Here is a 15,269-nt window from a genome sequence, read left to right as displayed (position 1 = left end):
CGGGGCATGATCCCTTCTGTCAGACCGTGGGACAAGCGATTCACGCAGGACGATATCCAGCACCAGGGCTCACGACAAGACACCATTGGCCGCCAGGCGCTCACGCACGGTACGGATCAGGCCGCGATTCCAGCGCAACAGCTCATTGAGCGTCGCGAAGTAGGCCTCGCCCCGGGTCGAATAGGCGCCCAGCATCGGGATGAGATCCTCGGCGCGCACCCGTTCACCGGCATTGCGCAGGCGGGCCCGCAGCTGGCGCATCCTGGCATAACGCGGGTTGGCATTGAGGTTCTGGTAATAGGCCGCCAGCCCCGCCTCCAGGCTCTCGAAGCGCTGATATTCACGCCCCGCCCGGCCGGTACCGCAGCCGGAGGTGAAGCAGCGCATGCCGAACAGATTGTTGGCGTTGCGGGCGTGACCGGACGTCCCCCAGCCGGACTCCTCGATGGCCTGCACCATCACCAAGTCCAGTGGCAGGGTATCGATGCTCGCCAGCAGGTCGTCCCAGGGAATGCCGATGTCCGCGGCGCTGACGCTGCAGCGCTGCTGCGCCTGCTCGCACAGGGCATTCAATCGCTCCTGCTCACGCTCGCTGTAGTCTCTGCCGGCCTCGCCTGCTCGCCGACGCATCGCCTGCAGCCAGTCACGCTGCTCCGAAAGACGCTGATTCTGGGCCACCACCAGCGGGATCATCAGCTCGAAGAAGGCGACCTTGCGTGGATTGCCGGCAGCAAGGACACGCAGGTCCGGCATCTGATGGGTGGTGTCCCTGACCAGCAGCTCGTCATCCAGGCGTGCCGCCTCGGCGACCGAGCACACGGCCATCACCACCATCAAAAGGCAGAGGCCGGATCGACGTTGCATGCGTGACCTGGCAAAACGGCGCAGGAGTCGCTCACCGGCGGCCAGCAGGCCACGAGCCATCGCGAGATGCTGCAGGGACTGACGGCGGTTCGGGAGTCGGCAGGAAAGCAGGTAGGTCATGCGCGGCGCTCATGTGATGAGACATGTGATGAGAATGGACACATCCAAGACGCATAATCACTGGCAGCGTATCTCATGAGGCTGCATGAAACCCCAAAAATGCCGTCTGGAGAAGCCCATCTCATCGCCAGCGACACGAAAGACTGACAGGCACGGTTGCTGAAATACACGATGCCTGAAACGCACGATGCCCCCGCAGCCGGGGCTGCGGGGGCATCACGTCAAGCATGGCCGGTCACGAATGACCTGTCACGAATGACCTGTCACGACGGGCACTCGAGCCTCCACGTGACGTGTTCGGTCAGTCGTCTCAGGCGCTGAGCATGCCGTTCAGGCGACGCACGTAGGCGGCCGGGTCTTCCAGCGCGCCACCTTCGGCGATGATGGCCTGATCGAGCAGCACGTGAGCGAGGTCGGTGAAGTAGTCGCCTTCGCCGCCTTCCAGACGCGAGACCAGGGCGTGCTCCGGGTTCAGCTCGAGAATCGGCTTCACTTCCGGCAGCGGCTGGCCAGCGGCTTCCATCATCTTGCGCATCTGGTAGCCCATCTCGTGCTCCGGCAGCACCACGCAGGCCGGGGAATCAGTCAGGCGGTGCGTGATACGCACTTCCTGAACGCTATCAGACAGCGCTTCCTTGACACGCTTGACCAGATCTTCCTTGGCCTTGGCAGTCTCTTCCTGGGCCTTCTTCTCTTCCTCGTTCTCGACATCGCCGAGATCGAGATCGCCCTTGGCGACGTCGGCGAAGGACTTGCCGTCGAACTCGGTGAGGTGGCTCATCAGCCACTCATCGATACGGTCGGTCAGCAGCAGAACCTCGATGCCCTTCTTGCGGAAGATCTCGAGATGCGGGCTGGACTTGGCGGCGTTGAAGCTGTCGGCGACAAGATAGTAGATCTTGCTCTGACCTTCCTTCATGCGCTCGACGTACTGGGCCAGCGACTGATCCTGAGTGGCGCTGTCGGTATGCGTGGTGGAGAAGCGCAGCAGCTCGGCGACCTTCTCGCGGTTGGCGTAGTCTTCCGCCGGGCCTTCCTTGAGCACGGAGCCGAACTGGTTCCAGAAGGTCTGGTACTGCTCGGGGTCCTTGGCCAGCTTCTTGAGCATGTCCAGGCCACGCTTGGTCAGCGCGGACTTGAGCTTGTCGACCTGCGGGTCCTGCTGCAGCAGCTCACGCGAGACGTTCAAGGACAGATCATTGGTGTCCAGCACGCCCTTGATGAAGCGCAGGTACAGCGGCAGGAACTGTTCGGCGTCGTCCATGATGAAGACGCGCTGCACGTAGAGCTTCAGGCCACGCGCGGCATCACGCTGGTAGAGGTCGAACGGCGCACGACCCGGCACGAACAGCAGGCTGGTGTACTCGAGCTTGCCCTCGACCTTGTTGTGGCTCCAGCTGAGCGGGTCGGAGAAGTCGTGAGAGACGTGCTTGTAGAAGTTCTTGTACTCCTCGTCACTGACCTCGGACTTGGAGCGCACCCACAGCGCAGTGGCGGAGTTGGCGGTTTCCCAGTGGATCTGCTCGTTGCCTTCCTCGTCCTTCTCGACACGCTGCATGCGCACCGGCAGTTCGATGTGATCGGAATACTTGGTGACCAGGTTGCGCAGGCGATGTTCATCGGCGAACTCGAGGGCATCGTCCTTGAGGTGCAGCACGATCTCGGTACCGCGCTCGGCGCGCTCGATGTCCGCCACGCTGAACTCGCCCTCGCCACGGGACTTCCACTCGACACCCTGGTCGGCATCGAGGTCGGCGCGACGGGTGCGCACGGTGATCTCGTCGGCGACGATGAAGCCGGAATAGAAGCCGACACCGAACTGACCGATCAGACGCGAATCCTTCTGCTGGTCACCTGACAGGTTCTTCATGAACTCGGCGGTACCGGAGCGCGCGATGGTGCCCAGATTGGCCACCACGTCATCGCGGCTCATGCCGATGCCGTTGTCACGCAGGGTGATGGTCTTCGCGTCGGCATCGTGCTCGATCTCGATGCGCAGCTCGCTGTCGTTGCCGTAGAGGGCATCGTTGTCCAGCGCCTGGTAGCGCAACTTGTCGCAGGCATCCGCGGCATTGGAGACCAGCTCGCGCAGGAAGATCTCGCGGTTGGAGTACAGCGAGTGGATCATGAGGTGAAGCAGCTGCTTCACTTCTGTCTGGAAGCCATGCGTTTCGGTGTGGGTGGCGGTGGTCATCGTGAAGGACCCCTCTATGTCTGTGCCTGATGTGGAAACCGGCGGCAACCTGCGTCACCGCTGCAAGGTGGTGGCGAAGGCTCGCCCGTCATTCTCGGGGACGGGTCGAGTCACGCTCTCGTGGACCAGATATGGGGCAAGGATGAACGATTTCAAGGCACTAGAGGCAGCATATTGCGCTCGGCGTCGCGCTGATTCCTTCAGCAGGTTCCGTCAGGCCAGGCGTGAGACGACAGGGCACCCGCGCGGGGTGCCCTGAGGTGTCGCTGACGAAGGTGGCTGAGGATCAGGCCTCTTCTTCTCTTGCCAGAGGTTCCAGCACGAAATGCATGCGCGCACTGGCGACCGGCCGTTGACTGGATTGCTGCCAGGCACTGACGCGCACGTTGGCCATGCGCCGCCCCTCGCGCAGCACCTCACAATCGATGCGCGTGACACTGTCACCCCGCGCCGTGGCCAGATAATCGATGGAGAAATCGATCAACTTGGGCAGACGCGCCTGACGCCCTCCACAGCCATTCAAGCGCAGCACCTCGAGCGTGGCGGCCGTCTCCATCGCGGCCGCCAGCACGCCTCCATGCACGGCGGGCAACATGGGGTTGCCGACGTTCTCGGGCATGGCGGCCATCGCATAGCGAAGCGGGGTGGTCGGCAGCGGGTCATCCTCTGCCAACGAGGAGGGCGCCAGGGAGCACAGGCCCAGTCCGATGGCTCTGGCGTAGGGCAGGCTTGCCAGCAGGTCTGCAAGATCCCCTCGGGTACGCTGGCCTTCGACGAAACGCCGGGCATGCTGCAGCCCGTCCCCCGGACGGCTGACGACCGGCTGCGACACGGCAGGGAGCGCCTCGTCGTCAGCGGTCTTCTGCGGGTCATCGATGACAGAGCCGGCCGCCCCGGCCGATGGGTGTCCCTGCGCGGCGGCCATCAGCGCCTCGCCAAACCCTGGAGGCGTATTGCGCGCCCCCAGGCGAACGAAGTTGCCGATGGCGCGACACAGAAGCTTGCCCGGCTGCTGCCAGATCTGCGCTTCGGTGAAGACCATCGACTCGGTGACACGCAGGACGCGTGCCTCGCCGATCAACGCCATGCCTTCCACCCCGGGACGATAATGATCGAGACGCAGATCCAGCGTCGGGCAGACTTCCGGACGCTCAAGGCCCGTCAGGACGGCACTGCCGCACAGGGTGTCGGCGAACATGGTCAGCACGCCGCCGTGCACCAGGTGGCGGTGCGGATCGCCGATCAAGGCCGGTTGCCACGGCAGCTGCATGCGAATGGCCGGCGCGGCGACCTCCTCGACACTGACCTGCAATCTCGCGGTATGCGGAATGAAGCTCACGAACCCCGTCAGCGCCCTCACCCAGCTGGCGTCATCCAGCCCTCCTCCCGCCGCCGGCACGTCAGCGCGATTGACGGCCAGCCCCAGCAGACTGTGCGGTCCGTCTTCCGTCGCCTCCGACGCCGTCACCGTCACATCCATAGCGGCATCGCGATCAGCGCGAGGGAGACCAGATAGCCGACGCCCCACAGCAGGGAGCGCAAGAGCGCGATATTCGCCAGATAGCAGCCCCAGTACCCCAGACGCGCCAGCACGAAGATCACCGCCAGAGTGGTGGCGATCGGCGCGCCGGGTGCGACGATGACACTCACCAGCACCCCGGCGGCAAACAGCGGGAACGCCTCGTTGCTGTTCTGATGCGCGGCGAGCGCACGCGCCCCGAAGCCCGTGAGTTCGCGCTGCTGCGCGCGGGGGTCATGGTTGTCATAGCGTCCGGTACGTTGCTGGGCCCAGGCGACGGGCGCCTTGGTCAGCACCAGCATCAGCGCCGCGAACAGCAGGCAGGCATAGATCAGCATGCAGGATTTCCTCGAGACTCGTCATGAAAGGCATCGTCCGCCAGGGCGCGTGTGCATGTCACCGGCACGACGCGGTTCAAACTGGTGTTTGATGATCCCTCACGAGCATGACAGGTGATCCTCATCGCCGCCATGCGGCCAATGGGCAGTGCCCTGCCACCGCATGACCCGCCAGCGCCGTCAGGGCGCCGAGGGATCGGAAGGCTCGGAGTCGGGGGCCTCGCCACGCCACAGGCGATAGTCGGCCAGCGCATCATCGAGCTTGCCGAGCAACCAGGTCACGATCACCAGATCATCCAGAATCCCCAGCCCCACCAGCATGTCGGGGATCAGGTCCAGTGGCGAGACCAGATAGAGCAACGCACCTGCGGCCAGTCCCAGCGCCTTCCACGGCACCGGGCGATAACGTCCACTGATCACGTCACGGCACAGCGGAACGAGTGTACGCAATGCCGCTCCGGCCTTGCCCAATACGTGTCGGCGACCAAACAGGCGGGTCAACCACATTGCCTTGCCCATGGGAACACTCCTCGTACATTGCCTGTATCGCAGGTATTGCATGTATTGTGACTGTCAGCATCCATCGACACTGTCATTCCTCGTCATCGGCTGCCACGATAGCCCTCAATGGGTGCTATCTCTGCAACCCCTGATACACGACATCGGGGCACTGGGGCGTCTACGCAAGATGCGGGCGACGCCTCAGCCCTCTTCACCTCGTTCATCGCAGGAGTCTCCAGGTGACACTAGGCAAGTTCGTTTCCCCACCGGGCCGCGGCGCCCGCGCCATGCGCCGCTTCACATCGTTGCGCCATTTGACAAGCCTGGGTCTGCTGCTGGGCCTCAGCCTGCCGCTGCAAGCGGCCACTCCCAGTGATCAGAGCTTCCGCGCTGCGCTGGAGGATGCCCGAGCCAAGCGCTTCCAGGATATCCAGCAGGTCGCCGTCAATGGCCATGTGCTGGAAGGCTATATCGAATATCACCAGCTCAAGGCACGCCTGCCCTACGCAACGCCGGCGGAAGTCCTGTCCTTCATGGAGCGTCACGCCGATTCCCCCTTGGCGGAGTGGATGCGCGGCCAGGCCATCTCGGCCTACGGACGCACCGGACGCCATGACGCTCTGCTCGAGGTCAGCGATGGCGTGCCGGCCGGCGCCAGCCGTCAGTGCCATTACTACACGGCACAGCTGAGCAATGATTTCGCCAGCGCCTCGCAAGGCGGCCTGAAACTCTGGCATGTCTCGGGCTCGCAGGATTCCGCCTGTGACCCGCTGTTCTCGACGCTGCGCGAACGTGGCGTGATCGATGATCAGGCCGTCTGGGAACGCATGATGCTCGCCTGGGCCGCCGGTCAGGGCAGCATGGTCAGCTACCTGGAACGCCAGCTGTCGGGCAACTGGCAGCAGGCCATCGCCGCACGTGAGCAGCTGGACGGCAACTTTGCCGCCATTACCCGGATTCCGACCGATCTGGGTCACGGTGGGCATGCCTTTGCCGCGCTCAGTGTCGCTGCCATGCATGGCTTCGTGCGCGCGGATACCGAGGCAGCCCTGGAGGCCTGGCGCAAGGTCAGCCCGCACATGCCGCTGAGCGATGAGCAGCGTCATGAGGTCGAGCGTGATCTGGCCTGGTATTCCCTGGTGCGTGACATTCCCAACAACCAGGGCTGGGTGGATGAGCGCCTGGCCATGCTCGATGATGAGGAGCTGTTCGACCTGCGCATGCGCAATGCCATTCGCGATGGCGCCTGGGGCGAGGTACGCGAATGGGTCCTCAAGATGCCGGAACGCTTCAGTGGCGAAGCCCGTTATCAGTACTGGCTGGGCCGTGCGGATGACAGCCTGGGACGCCGGGATGAGGCACGTGCCGCCTGGGCACGCGCCAGTGGCGAACGCAACTTCTATGGTTTCCTCGCCTCGGACCGGATCGGCAAGGCCTATTCGCTCAATCGCGATGACCAGACCTTCGATGATGCGCAACTGGCAGAGATTGCCCGCACCCCGGCCGTCAGGCGTGTCAGGGCGCTGATGGAGATCGATGAGATCGGTCTGGCGCGTTCGGAATGGTTCAATGCCGTGAGCCAGGCCGATGACGCCGGCGCGCGTCGCCTGGCGGCTTACGCCCTCAAGCAGCAGTGGTATGACCTGACCGTGTTCGCGACCATTCGCGGCAAGCTGTGGGATGGCCTGTCCTGGCGCTTCCCGCCCGCCTGGCAGCAGGACTTCCAGCGCTATGGGGCCAACGCCGGCGTGGACCCCTGGATGCTGATGGCACTGGCGCGTCGCGAGAGTGCCTTCAATCCTACCGCCACCTCGCCTGTGGGTGCCCGTGGGCTGATGCAGCTGATGCCGGGCACGGCGGCCAAGGTCAGTCGTGACCTGGGGCTTGCCACGCCCAGCCATGCCGCGCTCGGTGACCCGGACACCAACATCCGCCTCGGCAGCACCTATATCCGCGAGATGCTGGACCGCTACTCCGGCAATCGCCTTGCGGCAGCGGCGGCCTACAACGCAGGCCCGGGCCGCGTGGATCGCTGGCTGGCCGATACCCCGCGCGAATATGACCGCTTCGTCGAGCGCATTCCCTTCAAGGAAACCCGTGAGTACGTCAAGGCAGTACTGGCGTATCGCGTCATCTTCGAGTCGCTGGCCAAGGGCACGAGCGACGGCGTCAGAGTGGTCAGTGAGCGCGAGGTCAATCAGCCCTACACCACCGCGCTGGTGGACCGCCGCTGAAGAGAATCATGCCGAACGTCCAGCGCACGCGCTGACAGACCAATCGTGACGTCACACACGACAACGCCAGCCTCAGGGCTGGCGTTGTCGTCGTGCGTCTCCGCTACGGCTCAATCATCGCGTCGGGCATGGATTCCCGATAGCGGTGGCGTCTGGCCGTCGCCCTGTCGGGGAGCTTCCTCATGCTGGGGAGCGTAGCGATTCAGCGCCTCGGCATAGCTCAGCGGACGCCCATCACCGCTGTCGCGCTGACTGCCCTTCCAGTTCTCGTCCTTGCGGGCGAGAGAGGGATTCGCGGGAAATGTCGAGGGCGAGGTCTCATGGGGTATCTGGCGAGCCCCATCCGAGTGACGAGCCGAATGGCTGACGCGAGGGCGGCACCACAGGCGCCAGGCCAGTATCAGCCCCCCTGCCCAGCTGACGCTCCCCAGCAGCCCGTAGGCGATCATGCTCCAGACATTGCCGGGACGATGGCCCGCATTGATGATGATCACCCGCGACAGGTCGATGTCCGGCCAGCGTTCACTCAACAGGGCGCGCTCGTCTCCGGGGAGGTCGGTCTCGGCATGCAGCACGGTACCGAACAGGCCATCCGGGAACTCGATGAGCGGCGGGACGTTCTTCAGGCTCTGGACGGAATCGGTACGCACCAGCACGCCCATGCGCTCGATGCGCGGCCACTCGTCCGAGGGAATGCCATCGATGCCACCGAAGGCGCGTGACAATCCTGCCAGCTCCAGCAGATAGGGGTTCATGTCCGAGATCACCGGGTAATAGAGCGTCTCGATTCGCTGCCCACCTTCGGCAGCCGCATCCAGACGAAAGGTCTCGGCATGTTCGCGATAGACCGCCCAGTGATCGCGTAGCGACACGAACTGATTGACCGGTAGATTGCCCTGTTCGACGGCTTCCAGGTTCAAGGTCTCAGGCCGGGACGTGACACGGCCCACCCAGCGTCCCTCTTCGAAGGCAAACAGCCAGGCCGCCAGCCCCACGAGCAGCAAGACGACGATACCCGCCCCGGCCAGCCGGCGACGCAAGGTGTAGGAAGGACTCATTGGTTAGCATTCCCTGCTTCTGCCAGCCTGACGTGCGGCCGGTCTTGATGTAATGACGACACGAACCATCGTGATCTTCACGACAGCATACCTCATCCACTCACGCGGCCTTTCCACACTCGGCCGGCCACGCGACAGCGGTGAGCGTCCGGACTCAAGGGCCCTTGAGTCGCGAGGACAGACGCTCACTTTCACGACAGTAGCGCTGACGCAGACGCAGCACCTCAAGTGAGTTGCTCGACAGCGCATCCAGCACATAACGATTGCAGGCGCGTTCTGCACGTTTCTGGGCAGCTTCCAGCGCCTTGCGCGCCTCACGCTGGGCAGGTGTCATCCCGGCATAGGGGTCGCGCAGGGGCTTGTAGGTGGCGGCCGCCTTGCAATACATGGTGCGAGTGTCGAGATGGGCAGCACGCCCCCTCTGCTGCAGGGCGTGACAGGTCTCGACGAACAGACGGCTGGCCATGCGTGAGCAATCACGTTGCTCCGCCGCGCTGCCGGTCTTGCTCAGCCGAGCACACACCGACTCCTCCTGGATACGCCACAACTGATGACGGAAGTCGACGGTGTAGCCGTGATAGAGCACCTGTACCTGCTGGACACGCGAATCGTAGACATCGCTGATATCACGAGACTCAAGATGGGTCACGATCTTGAGGAAGGAGGCAAGGGTCAGCGTAGCAGGATCCATGTGGCGTGAGGGATAAGGCGTTCATCCCCGGCTTCTCCGTCGCAGTGAGTGCTCTCGTGCCCGCAAAGGGCCGCGTGCAGATGTCAGACGCCGCCGTCAGCGGCTCAGGGCCAGGCGCGCGCCGAGTGCCACCATCACGGTGCCGGTGATGCCTTCCATCCAGCTGGCGACACGTGGTCGAGCCAGCCAGCGCCCGGCACCGCCCACCATCACCGCCACACCGATCTGCCACAGGTTGGCGATCACGAAGTGGACACCTGCCAACCACAGCGACTTGAGAATGGCCGGGTCGGTCGGTGCGATGAACTGCGGCAGGAACGCCATGTAGAAGACGACGGTCTTGGGGTTGAGCACGTTGGAGAGGAAGCCTTCGCGCAACGGTTGCCAGAGAGAGACTCGCTGACGCGCGACATCGGCCTGGATATCCAGCCCGCGAGTGCGGCGCGCGCTGAGCAGACTCTTGATCCCCAGCCATACGAGATAGGCAGCACCGACCAGCTTGAGTGCCGAGAAGGCCCAGGCGGATTGCAGAAGAATCAGCGAGATCCCCGCCGACGACACCAGGGCATGCACGAAGAGTCCGGCACAGATGGCAACACTGGTGAGCACCCCGTCGCGCAGGCCGCCACGCAGGGTGTTGCGAATCACCAGCAGGGTGTCCACTCCGGGGGTCACGGTGAGCAGCGTGATGGCCACCACGAATGACCAGAACGCGGTATCGAACTGAATGAAGTCAAACATGCCGCATATCCTTGTGACGGACTTCTCCACGCCCTGCGGCATGAACGGATGTCCAGTCTAAGCGAGGGATGCGAGCCTGAAAAGTCATCGCTGACAACCTTCAGACCGCCAGCCCATCCTCATCGCTCAACTGCCGCCCTCGCCCCCACCTCGGCGTGACCCCTTCCACTGAGACTCACTCATGCCTTCGAGGGAGCCGCCCCTGGCGCCGAGGCGCCGCAGAGGCAGTACCTTCAACCGACCAGCCACAATCCCGCCACCACATCGGCAAGCAGCACCGCCAATGCCAGCAGAATGACGACGCCATCCTCACCGATCAGCCCCAGCCCGAGCAGCAACAGCGTCGCGGCGGGCAGTGCCGAGGCAAACGGCACCAGCTCCAGCGGCACCATGGTGGCCGCCAGCAGAATGGCCAGTGCAGCGATCAGACGATAGGCGATGCCACGTGTCATGAAACCGAGCCGCGGCTTGAGCAATCGGTCGATGCGCCGTGTCCAGGGACGCGCTCGCTGCACGCCATGAGTGAGGCGCTCATGCTCGAAACTGAAGCTGGCCAGCCGTCTGGGCAACCAGGGAGTGCGATGGCCCAGCAACAGCTGGAAGGCGATCAGCCCGATGAACAGCGCACAGGTGGTCGGCACGCCCGGAATGGCCCCGGTCGGCAGCAGAACCAGCAGCGCCGGCAACACCAGCAAGGGGCCGAAGCCGCGTGAATTGAAATGTTCCAGTATGGCACCCAGCGAGATGTCGCCTTCTATCTCGCGGTCCAGCTCTTCCAGCAATGCGGTGAGACCGCTGTCCTTGGCGTGTTCGCTCATTAGATATCCGTGGTGAGACGTGACAGGGAAGAAAGAGCAGACACATGGCAATACCGATGTCGGTCAGTCCTGCTGTCGGCAAGCGGATCGCCTGCCATCAGCCGACCAGACGTTCACCGAGCATGCCGATCATGAATCCCAGCGTGGCCCCCAGCGGTGGAGACCAGTGATGCACCACTCGCGCCTGGGGGGCGATGTCCTGAAAGATCAGATACAGGATGCCTCCCGCCGCGAAGGCCATCAGCCCGCCCAGCAGCCGGGGGGCATCCGCCAACCACAGATGGCCGGAGAAGGCCGCCAGCGGACCGAGCAATGACAGCAGCAGGAAGGCGCCCAGTCCCTGTCGCGCGGTGAGGCCAGCGCCTTCCAGCTCCCGATAGGCATTGAAACCTTCTGGCAGGTTCTGCACGGCGATGAACAGCGCCATCAGCATGGCCGCCGCAGGTGAGGCGGATGCCAGGGCCCCGAGAGCGATCGCCTCGGGGATGAAGTCCATCAACATCGCCAGCAGCTGTCCCCTGGCGTCGCCGCTGCGGGCCAGCCAGCGATCCAGCTGCATGAAGACGAGCGCCCCGAGCAGAAACAGCCCGAGCAGAGGCAGGACGGACAGGGATTCCATGGCGCGAGGCACCAACACCAACGCGACCGCTGCCAGCAGGATGCCTCCCCCCAGCGCCGTGATGCCAGCCAACCAGCTGCGCTTGACGTGGGTTTCGTGGCTACGCTCCAGTTGCGCGATCACCCCACCCAGCGGGATGCACAACCCGGCCGCCCAGGCCATCGCCAACATTTCCCAGGGGAGGTCTGCCATCATGCTGCCGGGCGGCCACCAGGGGCCGGACGTTCACCCAGCACGCGCATCAGCAGGCTGGTACCGAGCCCCCAGGCACCATTGAGAATCAGCCCGCCGATGATCATCATCGGCACCACGGCGATGCCCTTGAGCGGGAAGACGACCAGCATGGCCACTGCCGTCGGACCGACGGCACCGAATGCCAGACTGATCAGCCAGTGGCTCATGCCGGTGCTGCGGCGTACCAGCGCCCATAGCGGCAGTCCCCATAGCCCGCCCCAGAAGGCCAGCGAGAGCACTGACGGAACGCCCAGCGGCCTGGCAGGGGTCATGTTGTAGGGCGCCTTGGGCAGGATATCGGCCAGATAGAAGAGCCCGAACAGCCCCTGATGGAAGATCAGGGTCGCCAGAAAAGCCGCCACGAAAGCCTTGAGCCAGATCATGTGAACATCCTTGTGATTGAGGCCGCCTGCACTGAAGGTCGGCGGCGTCCGGACAGTCCCGGAGCTACCTCCCGGGACCGATGCGGCACTGACGCTTGCCGAAGGTGGATCAGCGGGCCTGTTCCTGGGAGATCTGCTCGTTGAGCGTCCAGAAATCATAGAGCACGCCGATGAAGAACAGCCCACCGGTACACAGATAGATCAGCCCGGTCAGCCACTTGCCCATGTACATGCGGTGGACGCCGAATACGCCCAGGAAGGTGAGCAGAATCCAGCTCAGCGAGTAGTTGATTGGCCCTTCACGAAAGCGGAAATCCGCCTCGCGGTCCATGGCGGGAATCAGGAACAGGTCGATCAGCCAGCCGATCCCCAGCAGGCCGAAGGTGAACAGCCAGATGGTGCCGGTGACCGGTTTGCCATAGTAGAAACGATGGGCGCCGAGGAAACCGAAGATCCACAGCAGATAGCCCATGGTCTTGGAGTGCGTGTCCTGTACGACGGGCGATGCGGTCATCTGTAAAGCCTTAGCCGTGAAACGGCAGATCATGATTGCGAATACAGTCAATGCGGTCTTGGCGGGCGGGAATCAAGCCTCTCGTGCCCGCAAGCCCTGTCCTGACGCGACAACGCCACCCACGCAGCCGCGCGGGTGGCGTTGAAGACTGTCGTGTCGTCACCGAAGCCTAGATCACGCCCAGTTCGCGCAGACGTTCCTTGAGATAGGAATCCGCGGTGTGCTTGTCAGACAGCACCACTTGTGGACGCGGATGCAGGAAAAGCGGCAGGGACAGACGCGACTGACTGCACCCTTCCCCCGTCGGATTGATCACGCGATGCGTGGTGGACGGGAAATAGCCGCCACTGGCTTCCTGGAGCATGTCGCCGACATTGATGACCAGCTGACCCGGATCACAGGGCACGTCCATCCATTCACCATCGACATCCATCACCTGCAGCCCCGGCTCATTGGCGGCAGGCAGCACGGTCAGCAGGTTGATGTCCTCATGGGCAGCGGCACGCACGGCACCCGGCTCTTCCGAACCGGTCATCGGCGGATAGTGCAGGACGCGCAAGAGCGTCTGCCCACTGTCCTTGATCATGTTGGAGAGCGGCTCACGATAGAGCTCGGCCACTTCAGCGGGCGAATGCGCTTCCACCCAGCTCAAGAGCTCCGCGGCGAAGGCTTCTGCCTGACGGTAGTACTCCATGGCATTCTCGCGCAGGCTGTCCGGAATCTTTCCCCACGGATAGATGTGGTAGTACTCCTTGAGGTCCCGCGCCGTATGCCCCTTGGCGGTCTCGGAGACATCCGCCGGGAAGAGACCATCCTGGGTCTTCGGGTCGTAGCGCCACTCCAGCTTGTCGGCACTCGCGAAGAATTCCGCCCATTCAGCGTAGATCTTCTCGACCAATTCATGAGAAATCGGATGATTGCGAATCACGCCGAAGCCTGTCGTGCGCAGGGATTCGACAAATTTTTCGGCAGCATCGGCCGAGCGGTAATCTACGTTCTGGACCTTCATGGCATTTCCATCTATGTTGGCTCTGTGTACGCATCCTACTTGAGCAGGCAGACGTCGCCAATACGTCGACTGACTATTCGGTCAAGATGCGAACATGTGCAGTTTCTACTGCAGGCGTAGGTCAAGCAGGAAAGGATGTCGTCGCAGGACGTAACGCGTCTCTCTGGTGGAATTCCCCCTAGCCGCACCAACGCAATCCGGTCTGATGGGCAGACCACCAACATCATCACGTAAGCAAGGAAAGAATCATGGCAACTGGCACAGTCAAGTGGTTTAACGACACCAAAGGTTTCGGCTTCATTTCTCCGGACGACGGCGGCGACGACCTGTTCGCGCACTTCTCTGAAATTCAGGCAGAAGGCTTCAAGTCCCTGCAGGACGGCCAGAAGGTTTCCTTCGACGTCACCCAGGGCAAGAAAGGCCTTCAGGCCGCAAACATCAAGCCGGTCTGATCATCTGATCACTCCGGTCAGTCCACCCTCATCGGTGGCCTGATGATGGCAAGACACAGAAACGCCCGCCTATTGGCGGGCGTTTCTGTGTCCGCTGCCTCCGCCAGAGCGATGGCTCTACATCGCTTCAGGACGGCATGAGAGCAAGACGCACAACGCCGCAGCACGGGGCCGCGGCGTTGCAGGCAGGACATTCACTCACGTGAGTGATGGCATTGCCTCAAACGATCACTGCTGAGCGTCATCAACGGATTCGTTGGCCGCCTTCTGAGCTTCATTGATCTCGGCGTTGGCTTCTGCCGCAGCGTCATCACCCTGCTGTTCAGCGGAGTTGGTCAGTTCAGCAGCCTGCTCCTTGGTGGAGTCGTAGGCGTTCTTGGCAGCATCGGCGGTGGCGTCAGCGGCATCGTTCACACCCTGCTTGGCGGACTCGTAAGTCTCGCTGGCGGCGTTCTTGGTCGCATCGAGGGCATCATCGCTCTCGGCGGCAGCTTCGTCACCCATGGCGTCAGCGGACTGCGCTGCGTCATCGGCCATGTTGTCAGCCTTGTCAGCCGCGTCGTCCATTTCAGCAGCAGCTTCATCTGCAGCCTGGTCCATCTCGGCAGCAGCGGCTTCAGCAGCCTGATCGGCACTCTGCTCAGCCTGCTCTGCGCTTTGCTCTGCAGACGTCTCGGCTTGCTGGGCGGCCTTGTCAGTATCGCCATTGTCACAACCGGCGATGGCCAGGGACAGGCCAGCGGCCAGTGCGGGAATCATCCATTGCTTGAGCTTCATCGTCTTCTCCTTGATAGGTGGGGAGTCATCAGCCCCTTGTTTCCTGCGCAAAGCATTGCAACAAAGGTCGAGTATTCATGCAAGCGAAAGCGTGTTCAAACGCTTGGATGACTTCAACATGGTGCTCGCTTGGCAGCTTTTCAAGCAAATCGCCCTTTCAGTAGCATGAAAATGTTAACGAACACCATTTCTTTTCTCTGACG

At 63.0% G+C, this 15,269-nt stretch carries 16 protein-coding genes; 2 read left to right on the top strand and 14 right to left on the bottom strand.

Annotation, left to right across the window (positions count from 1 at the left end; genetic code table 11):
• Window positions 1-69: 69 nt before the first annotated feature.
• The 5 genes from AC26AR_RS04915 to AC26AR_RS04895 form a co-directional block, all read right to left on the bottom strand.
• Window positions 70-984, bottom strand: a complete 915-nt coding sequence (locus AC26AR_RS04915) for a glucosaminidase domain-containing protein (RefSeq protein WP_488107652.1) — start codon at window positions 982-984, stop codon at window positions 70-72.
• Between the two features lie 310 nt (window positions 985-1,294).
• A complete protein-coding gene (gene htpG, locus AC26AR_RS04910; RefSeq protein WP_488107651.1) occupies window positions 1,295-3,178 on the bottom strand; it encodes a molecular chaperone HtpG in 1,884 nt (627 codons plus the stop codon).
• Between the two features lie 286 nt (window positions 3,179-3,464).
• A complete protein-coding gene (locus tag AC26AR_RS04905; protein WP_488107650.1) occupies window positions 3,465-4,646 on the bottom strand; it encodes a PaaI family thioesterase in 1,182 nt (393 codons plus the stop codon).
• A 2-nt stretch (window positions 4,647-4,648) separates the two neighbouring features.
• A complete protein-coding gene (locus tag AC26AR_RS04900) occupies window positions 4,649-5,035 on the bottom strand; it encodes an MAPEG family protein (RefSeq protein ID WP_077372316.1) in 387 nt (128 codons plus the stop codon).
• A gap of 180 nt (window positions 5,036-5,215) precedes the next feature.
• Window positions 5,216-5,554 carry a YkvA family protein gene (locus tag AC26AR_RS04895; protein WP_404624693.1) on the bottom strand — a complete coding sequence of 113 codons (339 nt, stop codon included), beginning with the start codon at window positions 5,552-5,554 and terminating at the stop codon, window positions 5,216-5,218.
• Window positions 5,555-5,775: 221 nt separating this feature from the next.
• On the opposite strand from AC26AR_RS04895, the gene AC26AR_RS04890 reads away from it, so the two are divergent.
• Window positions 5,776-7,770 carry a transglycosylase SLT domain-containing protein gene (locus AC26AR_RS04890; protein WP_488107649.1) on the top strand — a complete coding sequence of 665 codons (1,995 nt, stop codon included), beginning with the start codon at window positions 5,776-5,778 and terminating at the stop codon, window positions 7,768-7,770.
• Between the two features lie 110 nt (window positions 7,771-7,880).
• On the opposite strand, the gene AC26AR_RS04885 is transcribed toward AC26AR_RS04890, so the two are convergent.
• The 8 genes from AC26AR_RS04885 to AC26AR_RS04850 all read right to left on the bottom strand — a co-directional run bounded on the left by AC26AR_RS04885 (window position 7,881) and on the right by AC26AR_RS04850 (window position 13,837).
• Window positions 7,881-8,828: a hypothetical protein gene (locus tag AC26AR_RS04885; RefSeq protein ID WP_488107648.1), complete on the bottom strand. Its 948-nt coding sequence runs from the start codon at window positions 8,826-8,828 to the stop codon at window positions 7,881-7,883.
• Window positions 8,829-8,982: 154 nt separating this feature from the next.
• Entirely contained in the window at window positions 8,983-9,519 is a 537-nt protein-coding gene (locus tag AC26AR_RS04880) for a hypothetical protein (protein WP_077372307.1), read from the bottom strand.
• Between the two features lie 96 nt (window positions 9,520-9,615).
• Window positions 9,616-10,260: a LysE family translocator gene (locus AC26AR_RS04875; RefSeq protein ID WP_077372304.1), complete on the bottom strand. Its 645-nt coding sequence runs from the start codon at window positions 10,258-10,260 to the stop codon at window positions 9,616-9,618.
• A gap of 233 nt (window positions 10,261-10,493) precedes the next feature.
• The gene (locus tag AC26AR_RS04870; RefSeq protein WP_084209094.1) at window positions 10,494-11,078 is read right to left on the bottom strand and encodes an exopolysaccharide biosynthesis protein; all 585 of its coding nucleotides are present in this window, start codon (window positions 11,076-11,078) and stop codon (window positions 10,494-10,496) included.
• Window positions 11,079-11,175: 97 nt separating this feature from the next.
• Entirely contained in the window at window positions 11,176-11,892 is a 717-nt protein-coding gene (locus AC26AR_RS04865; protein WP_240499571.1) for a ZIP family metal transporter, read from the bottom strand.
• Window positions 11,889-12,314: a hypothetical protein gene (locus AC26AR_RS04860; RefSeq protein ID WP_488107647.1), complete on the bottom strand. Its 426-nt coding sequence runs from the start codon at window positions 12,312-12,314 to the stop codon at window positions 11,889-11,891. Before AC26AR_RS04860 ends, AC26AR_RS04865 begins: the two co-directional genes overlap by 4 nt.
• 109 nt (window positions 12,315-12,423) lie before the next feature.
• Entirely contained in the window at window positions 12,424-12,828 is a 405-nt protein-coding gene (locus tag AC26AR_RS04855; protein WP_077372295.1) for an NINE protein, read from the bottom strand.
• 169 nt (window positions 12,829-12,997) lie between these two features.
• Entirely contained in the window at window positions 12,998-13,837 is an 840-nt protein-coding gene (locus tag AC26AR_RS04850; RefSeq protein WP_077372292.1) for an isopenicillin N synthase family dioxygenase, read from the bottom strand.
• 248 nt (window positions 13,838-14,085) lie between these two features.
• Between AC26AR_RS04850 and AC26AR_RS04845 the strand changes: the two genes are divergently transcribed.
• Entirely contained in the window at window positions 14,086-14,289 is a 204-nt protein-coding gene (locus AC26AR_RS04845) for a cold-shock protein (protein WP_043335501.1), read from the top strand.
• 228 nt (window positions 14,290-14,517) lie between these two features.
• On the opposite strand, the gene AC26AR_RS04840 is transcribed toward AC26AR_RS04845, so the two are convergent.
• The gene (locus tag AC26AR_RS04840; protein ID WP_065392582.1) at window positions 14,518-15,066 is read right to left on the bottom strand and encodes a hypothetical protein; all 549 of its coding nucleotides are present in this window, start codon (window positions 15,064-15,066) and stop codon (window positions 14,518-14,520) included.
• Window positions 15,067-15,269: the final 203 nt, after the last annotated feature.

It is taken from the genome of Cobetia sp. PS-4MA (assembly GCF_057670765.1).
Note: the sequence above shows the minus strand (reverse complement) of the source record. Positions and strands in the feature narration are given on the sequence as shown.

What these genes read in the sequence shown, in the direction of transcription:
- AC26AR_RS04915 (WP_488107652.1), bottom strand. Translation starts at nt 984, where the DNA reads ATGACCTACCTGCTTTCCTGCCGACTCCCGAACCGCCGTCAGTCCCTG.
- htpG (WP_488107651.1), bottom strand. Translation starts at nt 3,178, where the DNA reads ATGACCACCGCCACCCACACCGAAACGCATGGCTTCCAGACAGAAGTG.
- AC26AR_RS04900 (WP_077372316.1), bottom strand. Translation starts at nt 5,035, where the DNA reads ATGCTGATCTATGCCTGCCTGCTGTTCGCGGCGCTGATGCTGGTGCTG.
- AC26AR_RS04895 (WP_404624693.1), bottom strand. Translation starts at nt 5,554, where the DNA reads ATGGGCAAGGCAATGTGGTTGACCCGCCTGTTTGGTCGCCGACACGTA.
- AC26AR_RS04885 (WP_488107648.1), bottom strand. Translation starts at nt 8,828, where the DNA reads ATGAGTCCTTCCTACACCTTGCGTCGCCGGCTGGCCGGGGCGGGTATC.
- AC26AR_RS04880 (WP_077372307.1), bottom strand. Translation starts at nt 9,519, where the DNA reads ATGGATCCTGCTACGCTGACCCTTGCCTCCTTCCTCAAGATCGTGACC.
- AC26AR_RS04875 (WP_077372304.1), bottom strand. Translation starts at nt 10,260, where the DNA reads ATGTTTGACTTCATTCAGTTCGATACCGCGTTCTGGTCATTCGTGGTG.
- AC26AR_RS04870 (WP_084209094.1), bottom strand. Translation starts at nt 11,078, where the DNA reads ATGAGCGAACACGCCAAGGACAGCGGTCTCACCGCATTGCTGGAAGAG.
- AC26AR_RS04865 (WP_240499571.1), bottom strand. Translation starts at nt 11,892, where the DNA reads ATGATGGCAGACCTCCCCTGGGAAATGTTGGCGATGGCCTGGGCGGCC.
- AC26AR_RS04860 (WP_488107647.1), bottom strand. Translation starts at nt 12,314, where the DNA reads ATGATCTGGCTCAAGGCTTTCGTGGCGGCTTTTCTGGCGACCCTGATC.
- AC26AR_RS04855 (WP_077372295.1), bottom strand. Translation starts at nt 12,828, where the DNA reads ATGACCGCATCGCCCGTCGTACAGGACACGCACTCCAAGACCATGGGC.
- AC26AR_RS04850 (WP_077372292.1), bottom strand. Translation starts at nt 13,837, where the DNA reads ATGAAGGTCCAGAACGTAGATTACCGCTCGGCCGATGCTGCCGAAAAA.
- AC26AR_RS04845 (WP_043335501.1), top strand. Translation starts at nt 14,086, where the DNA reads ATGGCAACTGGCACAGTCAAGTGGTTTAACGACACCAAAGGTTTCGGC.
- AC26AR_RS04840 (WP_065392582.1), bottom strand. Translation starts at nt 15,066, where the DNA reads ATGAAGCTCAAGCAATGGATGATTCCCGCACTGGCCGCTGGCCTGTCC.